General features: G+C 62.5%; 23 protein-coding genes. 9 read left to right on the top strand and 14 right to left on the bottom strand.

What is annotated here, in order from left to right:
* The first annotated feature begins 521 nt into the window (after window positions 1-521).
* The 7 genes from ACFPWW_RS13755 to ACFPWW_RS13725 all read left to right on the top strand — a co-directional run bounded on the left by ACFPWW_RS13755 (window position 522) and on the right by ACFPWW_RS13725 (window position 7,716).
* Window positions 522-1,868: an extracellular solute-binding protein gene (locus tag ACFPWW_RS13755; RefSeq protein ID WP_112572458.1), complete on the top strand. Its 1,347-nt coding sequence runs from the start codon at window positions 522-524 to the stop codon at window positions 1,866-1,868.
* Between the two features lie 69 nt (window positions 1,869-1,937).
* The gene (locus tag ACFPWW_RS13750) at window positions 1,938-3,239 is read left to right on the top strand and encodes an ABC transporter permease subunit (RefSeq protein WP_112572456.1); all 1,302 of its coding nucleotides are present in this window, start codon (window positions 1,938-1,940) and stop codon (window positions 3,237-3,239) included.
* A 2-nt stretch (window positions 3,240-3,241) separates the two neighbouring features.
* On the top strand, window positions 3,242-4,084 hold the full coding sequence (locus ACFPWW_RS13745) for a carbohydrate ABC transporter permease (protein WP_112756075.1): 843 nt from the start codon (window positions 3,242-3,244) through the stop codon (window positions 4,082-4,084).
* The gene (locus tag ACFPWW_RS13740; protein WP_112572452.1) at window positions 4,084-5,133 is read left to right on the top strand and encodes an ABC transporter ATP-binding protein; all 1,050 of its coding nucleotides are present in this window, start codon (window positions 4,084-4,086) and stop codon (window positions 5,131-5,133) included. The genes ACFPWW_RS13745 and ACFPWW_RS13740 overlap by 1 nt, the downstream gene beginning before the upstream one ends.
* Window positions 5,134-5,136: 3 nt before the next feature.
* Window positions 5,137-5,910, top strand: coding sequence for a glycerophosphodiester phosphodiesterase (locus tag ACFPWW_RS13735; protein ID WP_112572450.1), 774 nt, complete (start codon window positions 5,137-5,139; stop codon window positions 5,908-5,910).
* Window positions 5,894-6,901, top strand: coding sequence for a LacI family DNA-binding transcriptional regulator (locus ACFPWW_RS13730; protein WP_112572448.1), 1,008 nt, complete (start codon window positions 5,894-5,896; stop codon window positions 6,899-6,901). Before ACFPWW_RS13735 ends, ACFPWW_RS13730 begins: the two co-directional genes overlap by 17 nt.
* Window positions 6,901-7,716, top strand: a complete 816-nt coding sequence (locus tag ACFPWW_RS13725) for an inositol monophosphatase family protein (RefSeq protein ID WP_112704450.1) — start codon at window positions 6,901-6,903, stop codon at window positions 7,714-7,716. The genes ACFPWW_RS13730 and ACFPWW_RS13725 overlap by 1 nt, the downstream gene beginning before the upstream one ends.
* Here ACFPWW_RS13725 and ACFPWW_RS13720 read toward each other — a convergent pair whose 3' ends face one another.
* The gene (locus ACFPWW_RS13720; protein WP_377312057.1) at window positions 7,717-8,571 is read right to left on the bottom strand and encodes a glycerophosphodiester phosphodiesterase; all 855 of its coding nucleotides are present in this window, start codon (window positions 8,569-8,571) and stop codon (window positions 7,717-7,719) included.
* A gap of 256 nt (window positions 8,572-8,827) precedes the next feature.
* Here ACFPWW_RS13720 and ACFPWW_RS13715 point away from each other — a divergent pair, with 256 nt between their 5' ends.
* Window positions 8,828-8,995 carry a hypothetical protein gene (locus tag ACFPWW_RS13715; RefSeq protein ID WP_162702933.1) on the top strand — a complete coding sequence of 56 codons (168 nt, stop codon included), beginning with the start codon at window positions 8,828-8,830 and terminating at the stop codon, window positions 8,993-8,995.
* 4 nt (window positions 8,996-8,999) lie between these two features.
* Here ACFPWW_RS13715 and ACFPWW_RS13710 read toward each other — a convergent pair whose 3' ends face one another.
* The 13 genes from ACFPWW_RS13710 to ACFPWW_RS13650 all read right to left on the bottom strand — a co-directional run bounded on the left by ACFPWW_RS13710 (window position 9,000) and on the right by ACFPWW_RS13650 (window position 23,943).
* A complete protein-coding gene (locus ACFPWW_RS13710) occupies window positions 9,000-10,091 on the bottom strand; it encodes a pyridoxal-phosphate-dependent aminotransferase family protein (RefSeq protein ID WP_377312056.1) in 1,092 nt (363 codons plus the stop codon).
* Between the two features lie 11 nt (window positions 10,092-10,102).
* Window positions 10,103-10,882, bottom strand: a complete 780-nt coding sequence (locus tag ACFPWW_RS13705) for an ABC transporter ATP-binding protein (protein ID WP_377312055.1) — start codon at window positions 10,880-10,882, stop codon at window positions 10,103-10,105.
* Window positions 10,879-11,664, bottom strand: coding sequence for an ABC transporter ATP-binding protein (locus ACFPWW_RS13700; protein ID WP_113412240.1), 786 nt, complete (start codon window positions 11,662-11,664; stop codon window positions 10,879-10,881). Before ACFPWW_RS13700 ends, ACFPWW_RS13705 begins: the two co-directional genes overlap by 4 nt.
* Entirely contained in the window at window positions 11,661-12,488 is an 828-nt protein-coding gene (locus tag ACFPWW_RS13695) for an ABC transporter permease (RefSeq protein WP_112572438.1), read from the bottom strand. The genes ACFPWW_RS13700 and ACFPWW_RS13695 overlap by 4 nt, the downstream gene beginning before the upstream one ends.
* On the bottom strand, window positions 12,485-13,474 hold the full coding sequence (locus tag ACFPWW_RS13690) for an ABC transporter permease (protein WP_377312054.1): 990 nt from the start codon (window positions 13,472-13,474) through the stop codon (window positions 12,485-12,487). The genes ACFPWW_RS13695 and ACFPWW_RS13690 overlap by 4 nt, the downstream gene beginning before the upstream one ends.
* Before the next feature lie 40 nt (window positions 13,475-13,514).
* Window positions 13,515-15,125 carry an ABC transporter substrate-binding protein gene (locus ACFPWW_RS13685; protein WP_377312053.1) on the bottom strand — a complete coding sequence of 537 codons (1,611 nt, stop codon included), beginning with the start codon at window positions 15,123-15,125 and terminating at the stop codon, window positions 13,515-13,517.
* Window positions 15,126-15,247: 122 nt separating this feature from the next.
* Complete coding sequence (locus tag ACFPWW_RS13680) at window positions 15,248-16,648, bottom strand: LLM class flavin-dependent oxidoreductase (protein ID WP_377312052.1); 1,401 nt, start codon at window positions 16,646-16,648, stop codon at window positions 15,248-15,250.
* Between the two features lie 33 nt (window positions 16,649-16,681).
* Window positions 16,682-17,659: an ABC transporter permease gene (locus tag ACFPWW_RS13675; RefSeq protein ID WP_377312051.1), complete on the bottom strand. Its 978-nt coding sequence runs from the start codon at window positions 17,657-17,659 to the stop codon at window positions 16,682-16,684.
* A 1-nt stretch (window position 17,660) separates the two neighbouring features.
* Window positions 17,661-18,680 (bottom strand): ABC transporter permease, encoded by a 1,020-nt coding sequence (locus ACFPWW_RS13670; protein WP_377312050.1) that lies wholly within the window; start codon window positions 18,678-18,680, stop codon window positions 17,661-17,663.
* The gene (locus ACFPWW_RS13665; protein WP_377312049.1) at window positions 18,670-20,220 is read right to left on the bottom strand and encodes a sugar ABC transporter ATP-binding protein; all 1,551 of its coding nucleotides are present in this window, start codon (window positions 20,218-20,220) and stop codon (window positions 18,670-18,672) included. The genes ACFPWW_RS13670 and ACFPWW_RS13665 overlap by 11 nt, the downstream gene beginning before the upstream one ends.
* 60 nt (window positions 20,221-20,280) lie before the next feature.
* Complete coding sequence (locus ACFPWW_RS13660) at window positions 20,281-21,288, bottom strand: sugar ABC transporter substrate-binding protein (RefSeq protein WP_112757614.1); 1,008 nt, start codon at window positions 21,286-21,288, stop codon at window positions 20,281-20,283.
* A gap of 115 nt (window positions 21,289-21,403) precedes the next feature.
* Window positions 21,404-22,462, bottom strand: coding sequence for an ABC transporter permease (locus tag ACFPWW_RS13655; protein WP_377312048.1), 1,059 nt, complete (start codon window positions 22,460-22,462; stop codon window positions 21,404-21,406).
* Window positions 22,459-23,943, bottom strand: coding sequence for a sugar ABC transporter ATP-binding protein (locus tag ACFPWW_RS13650; RefSeq protein ID WP_112756100.1), 1,485 nt, complete (start codon window positions 23,941-23,943; stop codon window positions 22,459-22,461). Before ACFPWW_RS13650 ends, ACFPWW_RS13655 begins: the two co-directional genes overlap by 4 nt.
* Window positions 23,944-24,177: 234 nt before the next feature.
* Here ACFPWW_RS13650 and ACFPWW_RS13645 point away from each other — a divergent pair, with 234 nt between their 5' ends.
* Window positions 24,178-25,224, top strand: coding sequence for a substrate-binding domain-containing protein (locus tag ACFPWW_RS13645; RefSeq protein WP_112756102.1), 1,047 nt, complete (start codon window positions 24,178-24,180; stop codon window positions 25,222-25,224).
* Window positions 25,225-25,257: the final 33 nt, after the last annotated feature.

Genomic DNA, 25,257 nt, shown 5'->3' with positions numbered 1-25,257 from the left:
GTATGGGGGATATTTTCACGCCATTATCAGCAAACGCCACAAAGAAACCTCTGCTCTTGAGAGGCCTCACCGAAGAAAGAGAGATTACCTCGAATATATATGATCATATTATTAATACTTCGAGTATCAAAGCACGCTGTCAGATAGATAAAACATGTGTACTGTCTGTTAGTAAATAACGATCTTGCGATTGTGTATAATTATATTACGTGTATATGATCACTCGGTGGCGAGGGCTCGTGGTGTGTACAATTACAGGAATATATTCCTTATTTAATTTGTGACATTTTGCAATATTTGAGACATTGAGCGATATCTCCTACAATTTCCATCGGCAATTGACCGCGCCGCGAACATCGTCATAATAATTTTGCACACGTGCTCAATTTTGTCATTCGGTCGTTACGTTCGCCCCCTAGAGCGGGACACGCCACGTTTTCGTGGGGCTTTCGAAACGGCCGTCAACACCAGTGATGACCCGTCAAGAGGCCTCACACTGCTCTTCTGGGGAGATGAAGAAAATGACTCTTTTGCCGACACTGAAGTCCCTTACCGTCGCAGCCGCCATCCTGGCTTCGACCTCTGTTTTTGCGCTTGCCAAGGACGTCCACATCAGCGTCTGGGCCGGCGGTACCGGTCCGAACGACGTCTATCGCCTCGATGCCATCGACATCGCTGCCCGTCAGCTCGAGCGCGAAGCGGCGCTGAAGGGCGAAGATCTGAAGATCATCGTTGAAAAGACCCCTTACTCGGGCTGGGACGATTTCAAGCAGGCGCTCACGCTTGCTGCCGAAGCCAAGAAGGCTCCGAACATCGTCGTCAGCGGCCATGAAGACATCGCGCCGTGGTCGCAGGCCGGCCTCATCGTTCCGGTCGAAGATTATGTCGACCTCGACTCCTGGCCGCTCAACGACATCTACGAAAACCTGATGCAGATCGCCTCCTACAATGGCTCGGTCTACGGCATCCCGCAGGACGCGGAATCCCGCCCGATGCTGTTCTGGAAGCCGCACATGAAGGCGATCGGCTACAGCGATGCTGATCTCGACGCCCTGCCGCAGAGCGTCAAGGACGGCAAGTACACGATGAAGAACCTGCTCGAAGACGCCAAGAAGATGCAGGACAAGGGCCTCGTGCAGCCCGGCTACGGTTTTTATCCGCGCGCCAGCAACGGTCCGGATTACTGGCAGTTCTACACGTCCTTCGGCGGTGTGATGGAAGAAAACGGCAAGCTCGTTTTCGACAAGGCTGCGATGAAGCGCACCTATCAGTTCTTCGCCGATGCCGTCGCTTCGGGCGTTACCAAGAAGAACCACATCGGCATGCCGGGCGACCAGTGGTGGAAGGAAATCTCCAGCGGCAAGGCCGGCATCTGGGACGCCGGCACCTGGCATTATGCCCGCATGGTCAACCAGGAGGGCCTGAAGGACTTCTTCGGCAACATCGTCTTCACGCTGATCCCGGCCGGGGAAGGCGGCAAGGCCAACACGCTGACGCATCCTCTCGTCTATCTGCTGACGGCCGGCCACAGCGATGAAGATACGCAGGTCGCCGCCCAGCTGATCACGATCGCTTCCGAGCCTCGCATCAATGCGCTGCATGCGGTCAAGTCGGCTCACCTTGGTGTCTCCAAGTCGGAAGCGGCCGTCGATTTCTACGCCGCCGACCGCTGGACGCGCGAAGCCACCGAGCGCCTGCTGCCCTACGCCAATGCGATGCCGAACAATTCCGATTTCGGCACCTATTGGAACATCATGTGGAAGAACCTTGAAGCATCCTGGACCGGCGCCAAGGCGGTCGATGCTGCTGTCAACGATGCCGAGAGCGAGCTGAAGAGCACGCTCGGCGACAAGATCGTCATCCGCTAAGATCGACGCACCCTGCCGGGAGGCGGCCCCTATGCCGCCTCCCGGTCCGTCGTCCAAGAGGGGACTTCCATGAAATCGTCCAGAACGCTCGGGCTGGTGATGATTGCGCCCGCGGCGATCATGATCATCCTGTTCTTCCTTCTGCCGGTCGTTCTGACGGCCGTCTTCTCCATGACGAACATGACGACCGCCACCGGCATTTCCGGCGGCGTCTATCAGGTCGCGCCGAATTCGCTGATTACGCTCGAATCCTCCATGCCCGATATTGCCGATCAGCTCGGCGAGCCGCGCTACACGATCGACGAAGACGGCCTGAAAGCCGTCGAGGCTCTCAATCTTTCCTCCGGCATCGTCTCGGAACTGCGCGAAAAGCATCTGAAAGAGGTTTTTCCGTCGCGCCGTGAAATCGAGCGCATGATCAAGGACCTGAAGGACCGTCCCTCGACGCGCGAGGTCAAGCAGATCTCCGACCAGTTCAACCGCTCGGTCGTCAACGCACGCTTCGACAGCAAGGAGCAGCTCTTTTCCGCGCTCGATACGCTTGGCTTCAAGCTCACGCAGGAGCAGAAGGAGGCCGTCGCAACGGCGACCTATACCGGCTGGGTCTGGACATCGGACAATTTCTCGCGCATGGCCTCTTCGCCGGATATGGCCCGCGTTCTCCTCAATACCGTGCTTTATGTCGCGCTGGTGCTGATGATCTTCAATGTCAGTTATGCGTTGCTGCTTGCCATCTGGACACATTACATGCCGGCGGCACCCGCTTCCTTCTTCCGCGGCGTCTGGTTGCTGCCGCGCATCACGCCCGTCGTCATCTACGTGATGCTGTGGAAATGGCTTGCCTGGGACACCGGCTTCATTTCCACGCTGATGGGCAAGTTCGGCTACCCGCCGAAAAATTACCTTCTCGATAACGCCTATAACGCCTGGGTCTTCGTCGTCATGATCAACGGCTTCATCGGGGCCTCGATGGGAATGCTGGTGTTCTCCTCGGCAATGAAGGCCATTCCGAAGAGCCAGTTCTATGCGAGCGAGGTCGATGGAGCGTCGCGCTGGCAGCAGATCCGCTACATCATCCTGCCGCAGATGCGCTGGCCGATCCTTTTCGTCACCTGCTACCAGACACTTTCGCTGCTTGCCTCCTTCAACGAAACCCTGCTTTCGACCAACGGCGGCCCCGGAAAGGCAACGGAGATCTGGGCGCTCGCCGCCTATCATACGGCGCTCAACAACTACGCCGGCAATCTCGAATATGGGCTGGGTGCCGCCATGGCCCTCGTGCTGGTGGTCATCGGCGTGACACTGTCGCTGATCTATCTGCGCATTTTCAACTACGGCACGCTTGTTTCCAAGCCGCTGATCGAGGACTGACCATGGCCGAAAAAGCGCAACCTTCCGCGAATTTCAGCAGCTGGCCGGTCGTTGCCGCGCTGATGGTCGTCAGCCTGCCGCTGCTTCTGATGTACGCTTACTTCTTCCTCGACACGGTGACGGTGAAGGAAGCCGGCTCACTCATCCCTTCCGGCTTCACCCTCCAGCCATGGCGCTTCCTGTGGCAGACAACGGAAGGCAAGCCGAATATCTGGGTCGTGACGATCAATACCTTGGTCTTTGCCGCCTGCACGACGAGCGTCGTCGTCATCGTCTCGTCGATGGCCGGTTATGTGCTGTCGCGGCTCAACGTGCCGGCGCGCGGCTTTTTCCTGGCCGGCGTCATGGTGTTGCATGCGTTTCCGTCGGTGACGCTGATCATCGCCATCTTCATCGTGCTGCAGATGATCGGCCTCTATAATTCGCTGATCGGCGTGATCCTGGTGAAGGCGGCCATCGACCTGCCGCTCGGCATCTGGCTGATGAAGGGCTTTTACGACACGGTGCCGTGGGAAATCGAGATGGCCGGCGTCGTCGACGGTGCTTCGCGCTTCCGCGTCTGGCGCAGCCTTGTGCTGCCGCAGGTCGGGCCGGGCATCATGGCGCTCGCGCTCTTCTCGTTCCTGTCAGGCTGGGGTGAATATATCCTGCCGCAGGTGCTGGCGCCCGGCAATCAGGTGCAGGTGCTCTCGGTCTATCTCGCCGGCTTCCTCGGCGACGACAACAACTATGATTTCAATATGTTCAAGGCGGTCGGCGTGTTCTACGTCATCCCGGTCATGATCGTCTACGCACTCTTCCACAAATATCTCATGAACATCTATGGCGGCGGGAGCAAAGGCTGATGCGCATCCTCCTCGACAATTTTTCGAAGAGCTTCGGTTCCACCAAGGTCATCGAGAACATGAAGCTCGAAGTCGGCAGCGGCGAAATGCTGGCGCTGCTCGGCCCCTCCGGTTGCGGCAAGTCGACGACGCTGTTTGCCATCTGCGGCATCCATCGCCCGACGGGCGGGCGCATTCTCTTCGGCGATCGCGACGTGACCGACCTGCCGAGCCAGATGCGCAATGTCGGCGTCGTCTTCCAGTCCTACGCGCTCTATCCGCACATGACGGTTGCGGAAAACATCGGCTTTCCGCTGAAGGTGAAGGGCGTCGGTGCAACCGAGATCCGCAAGGAGGTCGAGCGTATTTCCGGTCTTGTGCAGATCGGCAATCTGATGGAGCGCCGGCCGGCACAGCTTTCGGGCGGCCAGCAGCAGCGTGTGGCGCTTGCTCGGGCGCTCATCCGCAAGCCGGATGTGCTGCTGCTCGACGAGCCGCTCGCCAATCTCGACGCCAAGCTTCGTCTCGAAATGCGATCGGAAATCCGCCGCATCCAGCGCGAGACCGGTATCACTGCCGTTCTCGTGACCCACGATCAGGTGGAGGCGATGAGCATGTGCGACCGCATTGCCATCATGAAGGAAGGCGAGATCGTGCAGGTCGCCACGCCGGCGGAAATGTACAACGACCCGCGCACCTCCTTCGTCGCCGGCTTCCTCGGCAATCCGCCGATCACTTTTTTGCGCGGCGTGATGAAGGACGGCGCCTTTGCGATGCCGGAAAGCGAAATCCGCGTGCCGGTCTCGGTCAAGGCTGCGGAAGGCACCAGGCTCACGCTCGGCGTGCGCCCCGAACATTTCAATCCGGCCGGCGATATCACTGTTTGCGGCAAGGTCACGTTCGCCGAAACGCAGGGCCGAGAGAACCTTTACGACGTGCAGCTCGCCGGTGGGTCGCTGCTGCGCTCCATCCAGCCGGTTCGCAACGACATCACCGTCGGCGACGAGGTAAAGTGGGCAATCGACAGCAAGGGTGTGTTCGTCTTCGACGAGGAAGGCCGGAGGCTTTGATCGATGCGTGATTTCTCGTCCTTCTTCGAACGTTACGGCTGGCCTTCCGACAAGGGAAGCCTGCCGTTCTGCATCGGCCATCGCGGCGCCAGCGGCCATGAGCGCGAAAACACGCTGGAAGCCTTCCAGTGCGCGGCCGAACTCGGTGCGGAAATGTGGGAGCTCGATACGCAACTGACCAGAGATGGCGTGGTCGTCGTTTCCCATGACGATCATCTCGAACGCGTCTTCGGCGTCAACAGGCGCATTTCCGAGATGACGGCAGCCGAGCTTGCTGCCCTCGATGGCGTGAACGTTCCCACGTTCGAGGCGGTTGCAGCCCTCGGACGGCGCACCAATACCGGTCTCTACATCGAACTCAAGGCGCCGGGCACCGGGCTTCTGTGCTGGAAGCATCTTGCCGAGAAAAACCAGCGCTTTGCCTGCCTCGGCTCCTTCGATACCGCGCAGGTGCGCGAACTTCGCGAGGCGGGCTGCGACTACCCGCTCTCCGTCCTGATCCGTGTCGGCCACGATCCGCATGCGGCAGGCGACGAGGCCGGCGCCGACATCCTGCACCTTTGCTGGGAGCGGGCCGGCGAACGGCCGCAGGATCTGGTCAGCCAGGAGCTGATGCAGCGGGCCTTTGGCGAAGGGCGTGAGATCGTGTTGTGGCACGAGGAACGGCCGGCCATTCTTTCCGACATTATGAAGCTTCCGGTGCTCGGCATCTGTACGGACCTGCCCGATCTGATGCGCCCGGCCGCCAGGGACGAGAGACATGGCAGACAGGGATAACAAGGGACCGAGAAAGGTCACGTCCTTCGACGTGGCGCGCGTGGCGGGCGTTTCGCGCGCGGCCGTGTCTCGTGCCTTCACGCCCGATGCCAGCGTCTCGCCGAAGACGCGCGAAAAGGTCTATCAGGCGGCCAAGGAGCTCGGCTACCGGGTGAACTATCTGGCCCGTAGCCTCACCAACAAGCGCTCCGACCTCGTCGGGCTTGTCGCGGCCGGCCTCGATAACCCGTTCCGCACGTTGCAGATCGAAAACCTGGCACGGGTGCTGATTGCCCGCAATTTCCGCCCCATTCTGCTGCCGACCTCGAAGGAGGCGGACACCTCGACCGTCATCGGCCAGCTCCTGCACTATGCCGTCTCCGGCGTCATCGTCACATCGGATGCGCCGCCGACGGAGATCTGCGAGCAGTGTGCTGCCGAAGGTGTGCCGATCGTGCTGATCAACAAGGGCGACGATATTCCCTTTGTCGACCGCATCATTTCCGACGATCGCATGGCGGGTCACCTTGCCGCCACGCATCTGATCGAAAGCGGCGTGACGGCGCCGGCGGTTATGGCAGCGCCCTCCATCTCCTATACGGCAAGGCGGCGCAGCGAGGCCTTCATGGCGGCCTGTCGGCAGTTCGGCCTCGAACCGCGGATGATCGAGGTAAGGGTCAACGACTACCGGAACGGCTATGACGCAGCCGCCGGTCTTGCCACGCTCGACATCGACGGCCTGTTTTGCGCCAACGACTACATGGCTTGCGGCGTGATCGACCGCATCATGAAAGGGCTTGGCCGTGAGGATCAGCCGCCGCTGCGCGTCATCGGCCATGACGACATCCCCCAGGCCAGCTGGGCGGCCTACGACCTTACGACCATCCGCCAGCCTTGCGATTTGCAGGCCGAGCAGACGGTCGATCTGCTGATGACCAGGATGGCCGAACCGGATATGACGGCCCGCGTCGAATTTACCCCCGTGACGCTGATTAGAAGAAGGACTGCCTGATGAATTCCGCATTTGATGCCTCTGCTCTGACCGCGCGGGCGGAGGTCGCAATCGACGTGGCCCGCAAGGTAGGACGCGAGGCCGCGCGCTTCAGGCGTGAAGGAAAGCCGGGAGCGCTGAACGTCGAGAACAAGGGATTGCAGGATTTCGTCACCGTCGCAGACAGGCGGGCCGAGCAGACGATCCGCGAGGGGCTGCTGGCGCGCTTTCCCGAAGATACATTCATGGGCGAGGAAACCGGCGGACAGTCCGGTTCGGCCGGTACCTGGGTCGTCGATCCCATCGACGGCACGACCAACTATATCCGCGGCTTCCGCCATTGGGGCGTTTCCATCGCCTTTGTTGTCGATGGCAAGGTGGAGGTCGGCGTGGTCTATGATGCGGCCAATGATCAGGTCTTTTCCGCGATCCGCGGCCAAGGCGCCTTCAAGGAAGGTGAGCCGATCCATGCGGCCCTGACGACCGATCCCGCCAACGCGATCGTCGTCCTCGGCCATTCACGCAAGACGAGCTTTGACGACTATGCGGCGCTTTCCAAGCGGCTTTATGAACGCGGAATGGATTATCGCCGCATGGGGGCAGCGGCAGTCGATCTCGTGCGCGTGGCGGAAGGCGTCTCCGACCTCTTTTACGAACGGCATCTCAATGCCTGGGACATGCTTGCCGGGGCGCTGATTGCTTCGGAGGCCGGTGCGAAGGTCGCCATTCCGCCGGTCGACACGCTGCTGGAAGATGGCGGCCCTGTCATTGCCCATTCACCCGGCCTGGCGGAAGAATTCGCTTTCCTTGTCGAGTTCGAAGGCCTGGCGGGCTAATCAGCCCGCCATTCGCCTCAGCCACGCGCGCTCGGTCGCAGGCGCTTCGTCCGTTGTGATCTGATCGGGCTTCAGCGCCATCAGCGCCGAGAAATTCGCCCATTCGGTATCGTTGAAACCGCCATCGGGATCCTTCAGCGTGAAGGTCCAGGCATCGACCCGCTTGCCCTCGCTGTGGCAGACCGCGATCATATCGAGGCCGGCCTTTGCGGCATCGAGCAGCATCGGCCAGTAAAGGTAGATTGTTTCCGGCTCCGTCGGGCCGCGAAGATCGGCGAGCAACTCCTTTTCGACTGCATTCCAGCCTCCTGCCTTGCAGATATTGCCCAGCTTGTCGCTCGGGTCGATACCGCGGCGCAGATGCGGCAGCTTTTCCTTGACGGCCAGGATCAGCTCCTGACTTCCGGCGCTGACGATGACGGAGGCGGAAATCCGTTGCAGGTGTTCAGCAAGATGGGCGATCCCCTTTTCGCCGATCGCCTCGTAATCGTCCTTCATGTCGAACTGCAGCAACGCGTCCGGATGGGCCGATTGCAGCATGGCGGCCAGATCCTCGCTGGTGAGAATCGGACGATCGCCGTCCTTCATGCGCAGACCGCGCAGTTCCGCCAGGCTCTTTTGAGCAATGATGCCGTGCCCGGACGTCTCGCCTTCCAGATCCTTGTCATGCAGCACGACGAAGCCGCCATCGGCGCGCACACGCAGGTCGAGTTCCATCGATGCGCCGGCTTTGAATCCTTCCGCCATCACTTCCGCCGAAAACAGCGGATCGGCCATGCGCCGGCGCAGCCGGTGCCATTTCAGCAAGGTCGTATGGTTCTTGAACATTATCTGAAGTCCGCGCGCATCGCTCATTCCGTCGTCCTCGATCTCTTCCTGTCGATCTCTTCGTGCATCGGAAAGGTTCGATTCTCAAGGGCGAGCGTCGGACTGGCCCTGATCTCCCTCGGCGGCTTCTCCTTGACCGTGCAATGCCTTTTTAGGAGCCGGTCCTCCGGTAGTATCTGAACGCGGCACGCTGGCGCAAATTAGAATAGTAATTTTGTAGACAATATTTCCTGACCCGGAAATCCGTGCGAAGATCGTGGCCCGGTTTTCCAGGAGGTGACGTATGTTTGCGGCATTCAGAACTTTCTTTGCGAAGCTTCTCCGAAGCCGTGGCCAGCCGCTGTTCGAAACTGCCGACGGCGCGCCGAAAGAGGATTCCGAAAGCCGTTTGCGCAGCCTGCGCGAGGAGGAATTGTTCTTCTGGCAGCCGGTGCCGAACTCCTGGTACTGAGCAGTTAGCTGCTGTAGATCCTCACGACAGCTTCCGACGCGGCGCCGATATTCGCAGGCAGGCCGGCCCGGCCAAGCGCGGCGCCGTAGGCCGCGACATTTGCGAGCACGCTCTGGAAGTTTGCCCGCGGCCCCGTGTGGTTGAGACGCACAAGGTGAGACGAGCCCGTCCCGACACCGGGCGACAGGTCGATGCCCAGTGCCGCCGCAAAACCGGTTATGGAGCTGGCCTCAATTCCTGACGGCGGGGAAACTGCCGTCACGAGGTTCGATGCGTGTTCGCCCGGCACCCAAAGGCTGGCGCCCAGCGCGGCAAGGCCGGCCCGGCTTGCCGAGGCGGCTCGCTCATGACGGGCGACGATCTGCCCGAGACCCTCCGCCTCGACCCGGTCGAGGGCGGCTTCCAGCGCAAAGAATTCAAGCGGCGCCGGTGTCCCCGGCAGCGCGCCGCCGGCATCCGCCCAGGCCTTCAGGTCGGCCAGCGACAGGATGGAATCATGCGGCGCCTCGTCGTGGAGGATGAGTTCCCAGGCCCGCCGGCTGACCGACAGAGCAGAAATGCCTGCCGGCCCGCCAAGCGCTTTCTGCGGACCGATCACGGCGATGTCGATGTCCAGCGCATCGACATCGAGCGCGTGGCCGCCGACGGAAGCGACGGCATCGACTATCGTCAGGATGCCCCGTGCCGCTGCGAGAGCGACGATCTGAGGCAGTGGATTGAGGATTCCGCTTGCCGATTCCGCGTGGACGAGCACCAGCACGCCGACCGCAGGGTTGGCATCCAGCGCAACGGCGATTGCCCCGGCCTCGATGGGCCGGCCGGGCTGGGCGACGAGATCAATGACGTCGGCCCCGCCGCGCCGCAGCCATTGCCCGAACCAGCTGCCATAGGGGCTGGTGACGACGTTCAGTGCGGAAAGGCCCGGTCTGGCAAGGCTGGTCGCAACGGCCTCGAGCGCCACCACGGCCTCGGCCTGCACCAGCAGAACGTCGTTATCCGTCTTCAGGATCGCACCGATGCGGCGGGCGAGAGCGGCGTAACGTTCGGCCGGATAGACCGGCGCACCATAGAGCGGGTTCCAGGCGACTTCGGTCATGGGAAGCTCCTTCAGACGGATTCGGTTACAAGACGCGGCACGGCCGCGACGAGCCGGCGCGCTGCATCGGATTGCGGCGCATTGACGACATCTGCCGCCAGCCCTTCCTCGACGATACGGCCGGCATCCATGACCGCGATGCGGTGCGAGATCGCGCGCACGACCGCGAGGTCATGGGATATGAAGAGATAGGCGAGGCCGCGTTCGCGCTGCAACTCGACCAGCAATTCCAGGATGCGGCCGCGAACGGTCACGTCGAGCGCCGAGACGGATTCGTCCAGCACCAGCAGTGACGGCCGCGTCGCAATGGCACGGGCAATGGCGACGCGCTGGCGTTGCCCGCCCGACAGCGTACGGACCGGGCGGGAGGCAAAGGCCGGGGGCAGGCCGACGCGCTCCAGCAGGGTGGCAATTTCCGCCGGCCGCCGGTCCCTGTCAGCAATGGCGTGAATCCGCAACGGGTCATCGAGAACCGAGGCGACCGATGCCAGCGGATTGAAGGCGCCGAGCGGATCCTGAAAGACCATTTGCATACCCGCACGGCTGCGCCGGAGTGCGGCTCCGCGAAGTGCACGCCAATCTTGTCCTGCAAAGCGGATGGAGCCGGAATCGGGTTCCAGCAGGCGCAGGAGCACGCGTGACAGCGTCGATTTTCCGCTGCCCGAGGCGCCGACCAATCCCAAGGTTTCACCGGAACCTATCGCCAAGGAGACATTGTCGAGGGCGGCGATCTGCCGGCCGGCGCTGGAATAGGCCTTTGTAAGCGCATCGACGCTCAGAAGCACGGTCACGGCGCCACCTCCGCAATCAGCGGCGGTGTGGAGAGATCGCGATGGCTGGAGATCAGCGCCGCGGTATAGGCGTCGGCTCGCGAGGATAGCACCGACCGAACGGGACCGGCCTCCAGCAGTTCTCCGGCGCGGAAGACGGCAACACGATCGACGAAGCCGGAGGCGAGCGCGATATCATGGGTAATGAAGAGCAGCGTCATGCCTTCTTCCCGCACCAGCCCGTCGAGAAGTTTGACGATCTCCGCCTGGACCACGACATCGAGCGCGCTGGTTGCCTCATCGGCGATCAGCAGCGCGGGTTTGGCCGCAATCGCCGCCGCGATCGCCACGCGCTGCCGCTGGCCGCCCGAGAGTTGGTGCGGAAAGGCGCGCATGGCCTTTGTCGGCTGCGGCAGGCGTACCCGTTCCAGAAGCTCTTCGGCGTGGGCGAGGGCCTGCCGCCAGTTCAGGCCGAGATGCTGTCGAGCGCTCTCGGCGATCTGCTCGCCGATCGTCAGCACCGGATTGAGACTGGTGCCGGGATCCTGAAGAACAAGACCGAAATCGCGGCCGGGCAGCGGAGCGTGGCCGAGCGCTGGCCAGCTGATGCTGCCCTCGACCCTGGCCCTGTCCGGCAGAAGGCCGGCCAGCGTCCGTCCGAGTGTCGTCTTGCCGGACCCGCTTTCGCCGATGATTGCCAGCCTCTCGCCTTCGATGAGGTCCAGATTGACGGATTTCAGCGCCGCTTCCTGTCCATAGCGGACGGAAAGCCCTCTCACGCTGCAGAAGGGGACAGCCGTCATGGGCCTTCGCCTCCGTCGAGTGCCCGGGTCAGACCCTCGCTGAAAAGATGAACACCAAGCACTGTGATTGCCAATGCCATCCCCGGCAGCACAGAAAGATAGGCGGCCGAGCGCAGCACGCTTCGGCCCTCCGCGATCATCGATCCCCAGGTGGCGAGGTTGGGATTGCCGAGACCGAGGAAGGAAAGCGCCGCTTCCGTGAGGATCGCGCCGGCAACGATCGTCGCCGACAGCGCCAGGACAGGCGGAAGGGCGTTTGGAAGGATTTCCCTGAAGGCGATCTCGGCCGGATGCATGCCGATCACGCGCGCGGCGGCCACATAGTCCCGTTCGCGGATGGACAGCACCTGCGCCCGCGTCAACCGCGCCGGATCGGCCCAGGTCCCGAGCGCGATAGCGAAGACGACAACCGGCGTTGACACGCCGACGGTGCTGACGAAGGCAAGGGCCAGCAGAAAGCCCGGAACGATCTGGAAAGCATCGACGACACGCATCAGTGCTTCGTCGATGATACCGCCGGCAAAGCCGGCGGCCATGCCGACAAGAAGCCCGAGAACCATGGCGGAAAGAGCTGCGGCAATACCGACGACCAGCGAGGTCCGCGCGCCATGGAGCAGGCCGGCAAGCACATCGCGCCCCAGCCTGTCGGTACCGAGCGGCAGGTGCGCATCGGCGAAGGGCGTGAGCATCGCCCGGCCGGCAATCCGCAGGGGGTCTCCTGGCGACAGGACTGGCGCCAGCAGGCCGGCGGCCAGGAGAGCTAGAAGGATGGCAAGCCCGATCGCGCCTTCCGGAGTTTGCAGGAGACGGCGCAGCAGGCTCATATGCGGCTCTCCGATGCGCCGATGCGGGGATCGAGGGCGGCATAAACGAGATCAACGATGAAATTGATGCAGATGACGAGAACGGCGCTGGTGAGGATGATGCCCATCAGGAGCGGCGCATCGCGGCCGTTGACCGCCTCCTGCGCCAGCCTGCCGAAGCCCGGAATGGCAAAGACGCTCTCGATCACCACGCTGCCGCCAAGCATGGCAGCGGACTGCAGGCCGAGCATGGTGACGAGGGGCAAGAGGGCATTGCGCGCCACATGGCGCAGCACGATGCGGCCGCGCGACAAACCCTTCGCCCTGGCAAACAGCACGAAATCGAGTTTCCAGGCCTCCGCCATGCCGGAGCGCATGACGCGCAGGAACAGTGCCAGATAGATGAGAGCGAGCGCTCCGACCGGCAGGGCCAGATGCTGTGCGATATCGAGCGCACGCGAAAAGCCCGTCTTGCCGGAGGCGATGGTCTCGATGCCGGCAATCGGCAGCCAGCGCAGCTTGACGGAAAAGAGGATGCTGAGCACCAGTCCCAGCCAGAAGCTCGGTATGGCATAGACGATCAGCGAACCGATCGAGAGAAAACGGTCACGAAAGCTGCCGGGCTTCGCGCCCGCCAGAATGCCGAGCGTCGAACCGAGGCCGAAGGAAAGTGCTGTTGCGCTTCCCATCAGGAGCAGCGTGTTCGGCAACCGTTCGGCAATCAGATCCCGCACCGGGCGGTTGAAAGCCACCGACCAGCCGAGATCGAGCCGGGCAAGCGAGGAAAGATAGAGCCAGAGGCGGGCAAGGACGGATTGGTCGAGGCCGTAACTCTCCCGCAGCGACTTGATGAGTGCGGCATCGCCGCCGCCGATCGACCCGAGATAGGCATCGACCGCATCACCGGAGGCAGACTCCAGCAGGAAGAAACTGAAGATCACCACGATCATCAGCACCGGAATGCTGCTGATGATCCTGCGTCTCAGGAGGATGAGTGCACGTTTCACGCCGGACGAGGCCTCTGAGGGAAATCCGCCTTCGACCCTATCACGATTGCAGCGCGGTATCGCCCCAGTTCGAGACCGCCCAGCGCGGATTGTCGGAGACGTTCAGCACCGTGTCGCGAGCGACCGTGATAAAACCCCATTCGGCGACATTGATCAACGGCAGTTCGGCCACCACAAGCTGCTGGAACTTGTAGTAGAGGTCGGTACGGGCAGCCGTATCCACCGTCACGGCTGCCTGGGCGATGATCTTGTCGAGTTCCGCGCTGACATAACCGCCCTGGTTGGAGAAGGGCACGCCGTCGGGCGTTCCCGACTGGACGAGGATGGTGGTTGAGATCGCCGGATCGCCACGGAAGACCGGGGGGCCGACGGCGATATCGAAATCATGGTCGGTATAGACGGCCTTCTGATGGGCGGCCGCATCAGCATTGACGATGACGGCATCGATGCCGATCGCAGCCAGCGCCTGGCGCAGATAATCGCCAAACTGGCGCGTTTCGTTGAAATAGGGGGCGGGGCGCAGCTTGAGCTGGAACCGATTGCCGTCGGGTCCCCTCATGTAGCCGCCCTGGTCCAGCAGGTCGTTTGCCGCCTGCACGTCGTAATTATAGTTCGCAACGTCGGCCGTGTAGAATTCCTTGGAGTTCTTCGGAATCGGGCCGGTTGCTTCGGTCGCGTAGCCGAGGAAGATCGTATCGACGACGAATTTCTTGTCTATCGCATGGGCAATCGCCTGGCGAACCCGCAGATCCGAAAGCTCCTTGCGGCGATGGTTGATCTCGATGACGAGCTGATAGGTCAGCGCCTCATAACCCTTGGAGATCACCTTGATGCCGTTGACCTTCGAGATGCGGTCGAGATCGGCAAGAGGCACGGCCGAGAAGGCGGCGAGATGGATTTCCTCGGCCTCGAGCGCGGCTCCGGCCGATTCACGGTCCGGCAGCACGCGGTAGACGATCTCGTTGAGCTTCGGCTCGCCCTTCTGCCAGTAATTTTCGTTGCGCGTGAGCCGGTAATATTCGCCGGGTTTGTACTCGGCGAATTTGAAGGGGCCGGTACCGATGAGCGTATTGTTGGCCGGATTGGTGGCGATATCGGTGCCTTCGAAAACATGCTTTGGAACGACGCTGGTGACGGCCGGCAGCGCATTGCGGATGAGCTGGAACGGCGTAGGCTTCGAGAGGCGGAAGATTGCCGTGTGGTCGTCGGGCGTATCGACAGCCTGCAGATTGGCAAAGACCAGTCGGCCAAGGTTCTGAAGCGGTTTCCACACATTGAGCGCCGAGAAGGCGACGTCAGCCGAGGTGAACGGCTTGCCGTCATGCCAGGTGGCGTTTTCGCGCAGCTTGAAGGTGACGGAGAGCCCGTCCGGCGAACCTTCCCAGGACGTGGCAAGACGTGGTGCCAGACCGTCCGTGCCTTCATAGGAGGCCTCGGCCAGTGGTTCGATGACCTTGCTTGCAATGAAGAAGACGCCGTTCGAGGCGACGATGGCGGGATTGAGGTTCTTCGGCTCGGAATCGGCCGCAACGATCAGGCGCCCGCCGGCCGGCACGTCCTGCGCCGACGCAATGCGCGGCAGCGCCGTCGTTGCGAGCAGCAGCGCCGTGCCCTTCAGCAGGCTGCGCCGAGAGATATCCGCCATGGTCATGCCCCCTCCTGATATCCAGAAAATTCAATGATTATAATCGAGCTGAAACCGTAATTGTGACAGGAATTAGATTCGAACAGGACGGCCAGGCGAGATATTTTTTGTCACCCAGCCATTATTTTTCAGCGGCCGCCGACGGCGAGCCGCGGCGCTTCGATGCCGAGGTTGCGGTAGGATGCTCCCGGATGCGGGGCAACCAGCCGCGGCCCCGCAGCACCGAGCTTTTCGCGCAGCGTACCCTGCCGGTATTCGGTCTTGTAGACGCCGCGCTTCTGTAGCTCCGGCACGAGCAGATCGACGGTGTCCTCGAAGCTTTCGGGCGTCACCGCGTAGGCAAGGTTGAAACCATCGACATCGGTATCCTCCACCCATTCCTGCATGAGATCGGCGACGGTCGACGGCGAGCCGACGAAGACCGGGCCGAAGCCGCCGACGCCGACCCAATCGGCCATTTCGCGCACCGTCCATTCCTTGCTGGGATCGATGGTCGTGAAGGTTTCGACGGCCGATTGCACCGCATTCGTATAGCGGTGGCGAAGCACCTCGTCCGGGCCGAACTGACCGAAATCGATGCCCGTCCAGCCTGATATCAGCGTCAGGGCGCCTTCGAACGAGGCGTATTGGCGGTATTCGTTGAATTTGCGCTGCGCTTCGGCATCCGTTTCGCCGAGCACGACGGTCTGCAGGTTGAAGGCGAGAATTTCGCGCGGGTTGCGGCCAAGCCGTTCGGCGGCCTGGCGGACATTGGCGACATAGCGCTTCAACACCGCCTTGGAGGGCGCCGCAACGAAGATGCATTCGGCATGCGCACCGGCAAAATCCTTGCCGCGGCTGGAGGCGCCGGCCTGATAGAGCAAGGGCGTGCGCTGCGGCGATGGCTCGCTCAGGTGAATGCCGGGAACGGTGAAGTACTTGCCGGAATGGTTGATCGGATGGACCTTTTCCGGATGCGTGAAGATGCCGGTTTCGCGGTCGCGCACGACGGCATCGTCCTCCCAGCTTCCTTCCCAGAGCTTGTAGCAGACCTCGAGATATTCGTCGGCGAGATCATAACGGTCGTCGTGGTTGGTTTGCGCAGCCTGGCCGATATTGAGCGCGCCGCTGTTCAGATAGGAGGTGACGATGTTCCAGCCGACACGACCCTTGGTCAGATGATCGAGCGTCGAGATGCGCCTTGCGAACGTATAGGGGTGCTCGAAGGAGAGCGAGGCCGTCAGCCCGAAACCGAGATGTTCGGTCTCGTAGGCCATAGTGGGGATGAGCTGCAGCGGATCGTTGACCGGCACCTGCGCCGAATGGCGGAGTGCTGCCTCGACATTGCCGTTCAGCACGTCATAGACCCCGAGCACGTCGGCGATGAAGAGACCGTCGAACTTGCCGCGCTCCAGCGTCTTGGCGAGATGCACCCAGTAATCGAGATCCTTGTAGGTCCAGGACTTGTCGCGCGGATGGCGCCAGAGGCCCGGCGACTGGTGTCCGACGCAATTCATGTCGAAGGCGTTGAGCCTGATTTCACGGGTCATGTCATTCTTCCTGCGTTGTCGGCGAGGCGCGGTTCAAGCGCCGACGGTTTTCCTGTTGATGAAGCTGAAGGCGAGAACGGCGAAGATGAGCGTGCCAGTGCCGACCTGCTGCCAGTAGAAATTGAGGCCTGTCAGCAAGAGCCCGTTGGCGACGATGCTGAGCAGCAGCACGCCAAGAACGGTGCCGAAGATATTGGGTCGGCCGAGCGGCGACAGCGTCGTGCCGATGAAGGTGGCGCCGATGGCGTTGAGCAGGAACGCATTGCCGGAAGAGGGGATATAGACGGTCACAGTCGCCGTCAGAATCAGGCCGGCAACGGCGGCAATCAGTCCGGCGAGAATGAAGGTGGCGGCAACAGGGGCGCCGAGGCCGATGCCGGAATAGCGCACGACGCTCGGCTGGATGCCGATCGAGATCACCATGCGGCCGAAACGGGTCCAGGCGAACACGGCGGCGGCACCCGCAATGACGATGGCGGCGATCCCCAGAGGCACGGGGACATTGGCGATCGTGCCGTGGCCGAGGAACCGGAAGGCTTCCGGCACACCCGAGGGCGGCAGGTAGACCGGATTGCCGCCATTGGTCAGCAATTGCTGGACGCTGCGGCCGATAAACAAAGTGCCGAGCGTTGCGAGGAAGGGGGCGACGCCGATCACGGACACGAGAACGGCGTTAAACGCGCCGACCAGCGCGCCGGCTGCAAGGCCGGCAAGCAGTGCCAGCGGCACTGGCTGTCCGGCCAGAACGAGCGAGACGAAGGCAAAGCTTGCAAAATCGACGGCGGTGCCGACCGACAAATCGATGCCGCCCGCAGAGACTGCGAAAGTCATCGCAATCGAGACGATGGCAAGCAGCGTGAAATTGTTGACGAGAATGCTCTGCAGATTGCCCGCCGTCAGAAAGGTCGGCGTCAGGATCGAGAAGACGGAGAAGACCACGACGAGGGCCACGATCAGTCCAAAACGTGCGAAGCCGGTAAGCGAGCGTCCGGCTGAAATCGAGGCGGACATGTCAGATCTCCCGCTTGCGCAACAATGTCGTGGCCGACACGACGATCAGGATGAGAAGGCCCTGCACACCGCTGACGAGCGTGCTCGGCAGGTTCAGGAGCTGGAAGCCGTTGGTGAGGAAGCCGACGAACAGTGCCGATATCAGCGTTCCTGGAACGGTCGGCACCAGCCGGCGTGAAAAGACCGAGCCGAGCAGCGCGATGACGACGACCGGCAGCAGCGCCTCGCCCGAACCGGTCGTACTGCCGCTGAGATAGGAGACCGAGAGAATGCCGGCAAAACCGCCGCAGAGCCCGCTGGCAATGAAGGCGCCGGCAAGCAGCCGCTTGAGCGGCAGGCCGGCGGCGCGTGCCGCGTCCGGAAACTCGCCGACGGCGTAGAGCCGGAGTCCGACCGGCGTATGCTGCACGATAGCTGTCGCAATCGCGGTAAAGCCGATCAGCACATAGGCGAGAACGGGAATGCCGAAACCGTCGGAGGTGGAAACCGCGGTGAGGAAATCGGTGGAAGCGGGCACGACTGTATTCTGCGTCAGGACAAGTTCGAGCCCTGCAACGACATTCATGACCGCAAGCGTTGCAAGCAGCGGCACGATGCCCGCGAGCACGACGGCGACAGCGTTCACCGCCCCGATCGTTTGCCCCGTCAGCAAGGTGGCTGCCGCCGCTGTCGCGTCGCCGTAACCGAGCTGGATCAGCGTCGCATAGACTGCGGCACTCAGGCCCATATTGGCTGCCAGCGACAGGTCGATGCCACCGGTAACGACATTCGAGCCGCCGGCAATCAGCACCACCGTCAGGCCGATCGCCAATACGCCGGAGATGGCGGACTGGCCGAGAACGTTGCCGATATTGCCGACCGAGAGGAAATAGGGCGCCGTCAGGGAGAACACGACAAGGATGGCGGCAAAGGCCAGCAGCGAGCCGAGGCGGAGCACGGCAACCGCCGCCGCGCCCTTCGATTGCGATGCCGATTCCAAGGGAGCGGCGGGAAGAGGCGCGAAATGAACGTCAGCCGACATGGCGCAATCCTTCCGAAGCGCCTGTTGAGATCGACAGGACTTCATCCGTTGTGGTTTTCGAGGAATCGAGCTCGCGGATCAGTCGTCCGCGGAAGAACACGAGAATCCTGTCGGTAATGCCGACAAGTTCCGGCAGGTCGGAGGAGAGGACGATGACGCCGGCCCCGCGCGCGGCCAGTTCGCCGATCAGCGCATAGATCTCGACTTTCGAGCCGATATCGACACCGACGGTCGGCTCGTCCAGCAGGTAGATTTCCGACTGGCGGCCCAGCCATTTGGCGATCGCCACCTTCTGCTGATTGCCGCCGGAGAGCGTGCGGACCAGCGCATCGCGTCCGGCCGTCTTGATCTGCAGCCGCTTGATCAGATCTTCGGTATCGGCGCGTTCGCGCTTGCGATCGAGGAAGCCGAAGCGGCTGTAACGGGCAAGGCTCGGAAGGGTGACGTTCTCGGTCACGCTGAGATCGAGGCCGACGCCATGTCCGCGCCGGTCCTCGGGAACGAGGGCAAGCCGGCGGTCGACGGCCCTTGCCGGGCTGCGCGGCTGTGCTGCCTGTCCTTCGATTTCGATCTCACCGCTTGCGGCCTGTTCCAGGCCGAACAGCGCACGGATCAGGTCCTTGGCACCGGAGCCGAGGAGGCCGGTGATGCCGAGCACCTCGCCGCGGTGCAAGCTGAAACTGATATCGTCAAACCGGTTGGGCGCTGACAGCCGCCGGACGTTCAGGATCGCTTCGCCGCGGTCGACCTGACGCTTGGGAAACATTTCGGCGATGTCGCGCTCGATCATCACGCTGGCGATCGCCTTGGCCGAGGTTTCGGCTATCGGCAACGACGCGACATCCCGACCGTTGCGCAGCACGGTGACGTGATCGCACAGTTCCTCGATTTCGTTGAGATAGTGCGAGATGTAGATGATGGTCACGCCCTCGTCGCGCAGCCGGCGGATCAGGCGGAAGAGGATGTCAGCCTCGCGCCGCACGAGGGCAGCGGTCGGCTCGTCGAAGACGAGAACTTTCGGCTGGTGCAGCAAGGCGCGCGTGATCTGGACGATCTGCCTTTCGGCGGTCGATAGCTCACCGATGAGCGCGTTCTTTGGCAGATTGACCCCGAAATAATTGGTCAGCAGCTCGCTGGCGCGTTTCTGCATTGCCCGCCGGTCCAGGAAGGGTGTTCCCGCAAGCCGCGCCTCACGACCGAGAAACAGGGCTTCGCCAACCGTGAATGTCGGAACCAGGAGCCTGTCCTGATGGATGAAATGGATGCCGAGCTCTTTGTTGAGATGCGGCGTCAGCCGGTCATAGGCCTTGCCTTCGATTTCAATCGCACCCTCGTCTGCGACATGCAGCCCGGCAAGCAGCTTGATCAGCGTCGACTTGCCGGCGCCGTTCTGTCCGACGAGTCCGTGCACGGTGCCGCGGCGTATGGCAAGCGATGCGCCGGCGAGCGCCTGGGCGCCGCCGAAGCGCTTGACGATGCGCTCGAAGCGAATGACGACATCGCCATTGTCGGTCGCTTGTGTCGGGATGGGTGCAGTCATGATGCCGCTTTCCGGGGATATGCGGACCCTGCGGCACCAGCCGCAAGGTCCGCCTTGATATCAGCCGATGCCGAGCTTCTTGATGATCTCGGAGACGTTTTCCTTGTTGGCGAGCAACGCCGGCACGTAGGTCTCACGTGGCAGCGTCTGGCCGGCGAGCAGCCTGGCGACGTTGCGGACCGCGACACGGCCGATCTCCGCCGGCTGCTGGGCGGCATCGGCGCCTGCCGGCGAGTTCTTGTCGGCAACGAGCTGAAGAACCTCCGGGCTGCCGTCGACGCCATAGGTGCGGATCTCGTTGCGGCCGGCGGCGGCGATCGCCTGCGTTGCGCCGAGCTGCGGAATATCCCAGGCGGACCAGACGGCCTTGATCGAGCCCTTGTCCGGATATTTGTTGAGGATCGCGGTGATCTGCGTGAAGGCGTCCTGCACCGTGTTCGGAATGACGTCACGCAGTTCCGGCTGGATGATTTTCACCTTCGGGAAATACTTGACGACGTTGACGAGCTGGTCGTAGCGGATGGCGCAGGGCGTGACGCCATAGAAGCCGTTGAAGACGACGATATTGCCTTCGCCGCCGATATCGGAAACGAGCTGCAGGGCGAGATCCTTGCCGATGCCCCAATTGTCCGATGTCGTATTGTTGATCGAGTTGGTCGAGCCGACATCGACGGTCAGAACCGGAATGCCGGCGTCGCGAGCCTTCTTCAGCCAGGGATCGATGACGCTGAGCGTGCCGAGGATCTGGACGAGCGCATCCGGCTTCTGGGCAACGAGCGTCTGAAGCTGGGCGATCAGCTTGCCGTCGTTGCGGCCGGCATCGACGGCGATCGGCTCGCCGCCGAGCCGCTTCACCTCTTCGATCTGGGCGTTATAGACCTGCAGATCGAAATAGTGGTCCGTGCCGGTGGCGCTGATGGCGATGCGCTTGCCCTTCAGCGAAAGCCCCTCGTCTTCGGCTCTTGCAGGTGCGGTCAGCATGCTTGCACCCGCGAAGGTCGCACCGGCAACAGCCGCAAGTTTCAAGATTTCACGGCGTCCGAAGCCGCCTTCAAGTCCGTCATTCATGGTGATACCCTCTCGATTTAATAATCTATAAACTATATAGATTTAAGGCGCATAAGAGGTACGTTTTTCCAAAAGCACGCGGTCGCAGGAAATTTTCAGAAGCCAAATCGCGCCGTCAGCGATCGCTGTTGCGGCCGAGCCCATAAGTCAGCGCCAGCGCTCCAACGAGCACTGCGCCCTTGACGAAGTCCTGCGTGTAATAGGGAGCGTTCAGCATCGTCAGGCCGTTCAGCAGCACGCCGACGAAGACAGCGCCGGCGACAGTGCCGAGCACGTTGGGGCGGCGCAGGTTGAGAACGGCAAAACCGATCAGGGCGGCGGCAACCGAGTCCATCAGCAGCGAGCCGCCGGAGGAGACGTCGCCGCGCCCGACGCGGGCGGCGATCACGATTCCGCCAAGGGCGGCGAGCGTTCCGGAGATGACATAGGCGAGCGCCTTCAGCCGCGTCGTGGACGCGCCGGCAAGCCGTGTCGCCACCTCATTGCCGCCGGTAGCAAAGAGCAGCCGGCCGATGCGGGTGCGCTCGGTCAGCACAAAAAGGGCAAGCGCGACGACCGCCATCAACATGACGGAAACGGGCAGGGTGGCAAACAGGCTGTAACGGCCGATGAGCAGGAAGGCCGGGTCATAGGCGCCGGTCGCCTTGGACCCGTCGGGCAGGACAAGGCCCGCTGAGATCGACCGCCCGGCTGTCGGAATGAGCTGCAGGCCCGACAGCAGGAACATCATGGCGAGTGTCGCCAGGAGATCCGGCACACGCAGGCGCACGATAAGCACGGCGTTGACGAGACCGACCGCGGCGCCGAAGGCAAGCACCAGCGGCACGGTCGCGAAAACATCGAGATGCCAGACGATCATCGCATAGCTCGCGGCCATGACGCTGGAGGCCGCCACCGCACCGATCGAGAGATCGAAGCCGCCGACGGCTAGCGTCACCGTCACGCCGGCGCCGAGGATCGCCACAACGGACACGGCCTGCAGGATGCTCATCAGGTTGCCGATATTGATGAAGGCCGGCTGGGCGATGGCAAAGCCGATCATCATCAGTCCAAGCAGGATGAACACCGCGCCGGCGCGCAGAAAGCTGCCGAGTGCTGGAATACGGGTACCCTGGCTACGGCGCTGCGGGGTGGAGCCTGCCTTTGGCCGAGCCTCATCGTCGATTGTCGTCATGCGGAAAATTCCTGTCGGGGTGAGGCGGCGGCGGTTTCGATCACGTCAGGCAGCAAGCTGTGATGGTCGATCGTCAGGATGCGGTCGGCGACCTCATAGGCCTCTTCGGGATCGGATGTGGCGATCAGCGTCGCGCGGTCGGTGCGCGCTCGGATCGCCTGGATGATGTCGTGGCGGGCGCCGACATCGACGCCCTGGAACGGCTCGTCGAGCAGCAGCAGCCGACTTGGCTCCGCCTCCCACCGCGCGATCACCGTCTTCTGCTGGTTGCCGCCCGACAATGTCCAGATGGGGGCGGACGGACCGGCGGCCTTGATGCCGAGCCGGGATATCGCCTGTTCCGCCTCGCGTCGCTCGCGGCCGCCGAAAAGCAGACCGGTCGGATACCATTTGGCAAGATGCGGCAGGCTGATGGTGGCGGCGAGCGAATTGCCCGGCCATGCGGCCGGCATCAGCGAGGAGCGATGGCGATCTTCTGCGGCCATGGCGACGCCCGCGGCAATTGCCGCAGCCGGCGATCTCGGCCTGTGCGGTTTGCCATCGAGCCGCATCGTGCCTGCGGCAAGATCGCGAACGCCGAAGATTGCCGATAGCAGGCGGCTCTTGCCGGCGCCGAGTACGCCGGTGACGGCAACAACTTCGCCCTCGTGCAGTGTCAGATCGAAGGGCGCGCTCGACTGCAGAAGGCGAATGCCGCGCATTTCGAAAACAGCCGAACCCGTCGTCCCGCGCGCGTCCGGTCGCGCTGCTTCGAGCCTGCGACCGATCATCGTCTCGATGGCGCTGGAAAAATCGATCGGCCGGTTGAAGCTGCCGACGATGCGGCCGCCGCGCATGACGAGCGCCCGATCGGCGATCGCTTCCAGGTCGGCGGTCCGGTGGGAAATATAGAGGATCGCAAGGCCCTGCGCCTTGAGGCCGAGCAGGATGTCGAACAGGCGGCGGCTCTCGTCTGCCGAAAGGCTTGCGGTCGGTTCGTCGAGAATCAGCAGCTCGGCCTTGTTGGCAAGCGCCCGGGCGATGGCGACGAGCTGCCGGTCGGCAGCGGTCAGATCGCCGAAATCCGCGTCAAGCGGCAGCGAAAAGCCGGCAGCTGCGAGCATGGCCTGCGCGTCGCGCCGCACGCTCGCCCGGGAGAGAAAGAAGGGCGTGCTGCCCTCGGCGAAGCGATGCAGTAGCAAGGCGTCGGCAACCGTCAGTCCCGCCGCCCCGACAAGGTCGGTGGACTGGTGCACGGTGACGACGCCGGCTTTTGCCGCCTCGGATGGCGTTTTGGGCGAGAAGGGCTGGCCGTTCAGGCTGATCGTGCCGCCATCAGCCGCAAGCACGCCCGAGACTATCTTCACCAGGGTCGATTTGCCGGCACCGTTGGCGCCCATCAGCGCGACGATCTCGCCTCTCTCGATGGAGAAATGGGCGCCCGAAAGCGCATGCGTAGACCCGAAACTGCGGGTAACATTATCAACATGAAGGAGCGGCATCGGGCATATCCGGGTCGGCTTTCGAGCGGCAATATTGACCCGACGAATGCCCGAACTGCGAGGCAAGCCTTTGCCGCGGTCGCATGGCGATGGGAACAAAGAATCTCCTGAACCCGCAAAAATCGGATCATTAAATCTACTAAAAACATAGAGTTTATATCTAATAACTTCATGCGTCGCGGGGAGCTGCCAACCTGTCAGACGACGCTCCCGATTGACTGGAGGATCGCGACGATGAAATCCCTCGCACGGCTGGCGCTCTCTGCAGCCGCTATTTCTTTCACCCTCTATCAGGCCTCCCTCGCGGGCGGCCTCAGCGGCGCTCCGGCCCCCTTCGACAAGGGCGGCGTCAAGGTGGCGCTGATCAGCTATATCTCGGCGGGCGACTTCTTCCAGGCCTATCAGGCTGGTGCGGAAGCACAGGCCAAGGCACTGGACATCGACCTGCGTGTCTTCCCCGGCCGACAAGATGCTGCCGAGCAGCGTGAGCAGATCCTGCAGGCGATCAATCTCGGCGTCGCCGGCATCGTCGTCGATCACGGCCTGCCGGAATCGCTCGGCGATGTCGTCCAGCAGGCGCTGGACAAGGGCATCAAGGTCGTCGCCTTCGACGTCAACCTCAACAATCCCAAGGTGCCGCAGGTGGAGCAGAGCGACCATGAACTTGCTCAGCTCGGTCTCGAACAGGTGGTGAAGGACAACGGCAGGAGCTTCAAGGCCGGTTATGTCTATGTCGCCGGCTTCGCGCCGCTCGACCGCCGCAACGAGGTCTGGGAGAAGTTCAAGTCGGAGAATTCCGGCGTCGTTGAAAAGGCCCGCTTCGGCAATGTCAGCGACACGACGGCGACTTCGACGGCCGATCAGGCCAAGGCTGCCCTGACCGCCAATCCCGATATCAGCGTCGTCTTCGCGCCCTATGACGAGTTTGCCCGCGGCGTAAAGCTTGCCGCCAACGATCTCGGGATTGCCGGCAAGCTGAAGATCTATTCGGCTGACGTTTCGACCGCTGACATTCAGGAGATCACCGAAGAGGGTAGCCCGTGGGTTGCCACCGTCGCCACCAACCCGGCTGTGGTCGGCGCCGTCTCTGTCCGCGCCGCCGCCCTGCAGATCGCCGGGCAGGACATTCCCCATCGGATCACAGTCAAGCCGACGTTGCTCACGCAGGAGAGCCTGCGCGCGGCCGGCGTCAAGACGATCGAGGACCTGGCGCAGAAGATCCCGGCCTTCAGCACAAGCGACGCGGCAACCGCGAGCTGGATCCCGGACAAGCTTTTCTAAGCTGCCTGCCTCGATCTTCCGGCGGGGGTTGTG

This window comes from Rhizobium sp. GCM10022189 (assembly GCF_042656325.1).
Lineage (GTDB): Bacteria > Pseudomonadota > Alphaproteobacteria > Rhizobiales > Rhizobiaceae > Rhizobium.
Note: the sequence above shows the minus strand (reverse complement) of the source record. Positions and strands in the feature narration are given on the sequence as shown.

Excerpts from the sequence above, each read along its gene's own strand:
- ACFPWW_RS13670 (WP_377312050.1), bottom strand. The coding sequence starts at position 18,680 with ATGTCGGCTGACGTTCATTTCGCGCCTCTTCCCGCCGCTCCCTTGGAA.
- ACFPWW_RS13745 (WP_112756075.1), top strand. The coding sequence starts at position 3,242 with ATGGCCGAAAAAGCGCAACCTTCCGCGAATTTCAGCAGCTGGCCGGTC.
- ACFPWW_RS13740 (WP_112572452.1), top strand. The coding sequence starts at position 4,084 with ATGCGCATCCTCCTCGACAATTTTTCGAAGAGCTTCGGTTCCACCAAG.
- ACFPWW_RS13695 (WP_112572438.1), bottom strand. The coding sequence starts at position 12,488 with ATGAGCCTGCTGCGCCGTCTCCTGCAAACTCCGGAAGGCGCGATCGGG.
- ACFPWW_RS13725 (WP_112704450.1), top strand. The coding sequence starts at position 6,901 with ATGAATTCCGCATTTGATGCCTCTGCTCTGACCGCGCGGGCGGAGGTC.
- ACFPWW_RS13700 (WP_113412240.1), bottom strand. The coding sequence starts at position 11,664 with ATGACGGCTGTCCCCTTCTGCAGCGTGAGAGGGCTTTCCGTCCGCTAT.
- ACFPWW_RS13715 (WP_162702933.1), top strand. The coding sequence starts at position 8,828 with ATGTTTGCGGCATTCAGAACTTTCTTTGCGAAGCTTCTCCGAAGCCGT.
- ACFPWW_RS13645 (WP_112756102.1), top strand. The coding sequence starts at position 24,178 with ATGAAATCCCTCGCACGGCTGGCGCTCTCTGCAGCCGCTATTTCTTTC.
- ACFPWW_RS13730 (WP_112572448.1), top strand. The coding sequence starts at position 5,894 with ATGGCAGACAGGGATAACAAGGGACCGAGAAAGGTCACGTCCTTCGAC.
- ACFPWW_RS13735 (WP_112572450.1), top strand. The coding sequence starts at position 5,137 with ATGCGTGATTTCTCGTCCTTCTTCGAACGTTACGGCTGGCCTTCCGAC.
- ACFPWW_RS13750 (WP_112572456.1), top strand. The coding sequence starts at position 1,938 with ATGAAATCGTCCAGAACGCTCGGGCTGGTGATGATTGCGCCCGCGGCG.
- ACFPWW_RS13685 (WP_377312053.1), bottom strand. The coding sequence starts at position 15,125 with ATGACCATGGCGGATATCTCTCGGCGCAGCCTGCTGAAGGGCACGGCG.
- ACFPWW_RS13720 (WP_377312057.1), bottom strand. The coding sequence starts at position 8,571 with ATGAGCGATGCGCGCGGACTTCAGATAATGTTCAAGAACCATACGACC.
- ACFPWW_RS13665 (WP_377312049.1), bottom strand. The coding sequence starts at position 20,220 with ATGACTGCACCCATCCCGACACAAGCGACCGACAATGGCGATGTCGTC.
- ACFPWW_RS13680 (WP_377312052.1), bottom strand. The coding sequence starts at position 16,648 with ATGACCCGTGAAATCAGGCTCAACGCCTTCGACATGAATTGCGTCGGA.
- ACFPWW_RS13655 (WP_377312048.1), bottom strand. The coding sequence starts at position 22,462 with ATGACGACAATCGACGATGAGGCTCGGCCAAAGGCAGGCTCCACCCCG.
- ACFPWW_RS13650 (WP_112756100.1), bottom strand. The coding sequence starts at position 23,943 with ATGCCGCTCCTTCATGTTGATAATGTTACCCGCAGTTTCGGGTCTACG.
- ACFPWW_RS13755 (WP_112572458.1), top strand. The coding sequence starts at position 522 with ATGACTCTTTTGCCGACACTGAAGTCCCTTACCGTCGCAGCCGCCATC.
- ACFPWW_RS13710 (WP_377312056.1), bottom strand. The coding sequence starts at position 10,091 with ATGACCGAAGTCGCCTGGAACCCGCTCTATGGTGCGCCGGTCTATCCG.
- ACFPWW_RS13660 (WP_112757614.1), bottom strand. The coding sequence starts at position 21,288 with ATGAATGACGGACTTGAAGGCGGCTTCGGACGCCGTGAAATCTTGAAA.
- ACFPWW_RS13675 (WP_377312051.1), bottom strand. The coding sequence starts at position 17,659 with ATGTCCGCCTCGATTTCAGCCGGACGCTCGCTTACCGGCTTCGCACGT.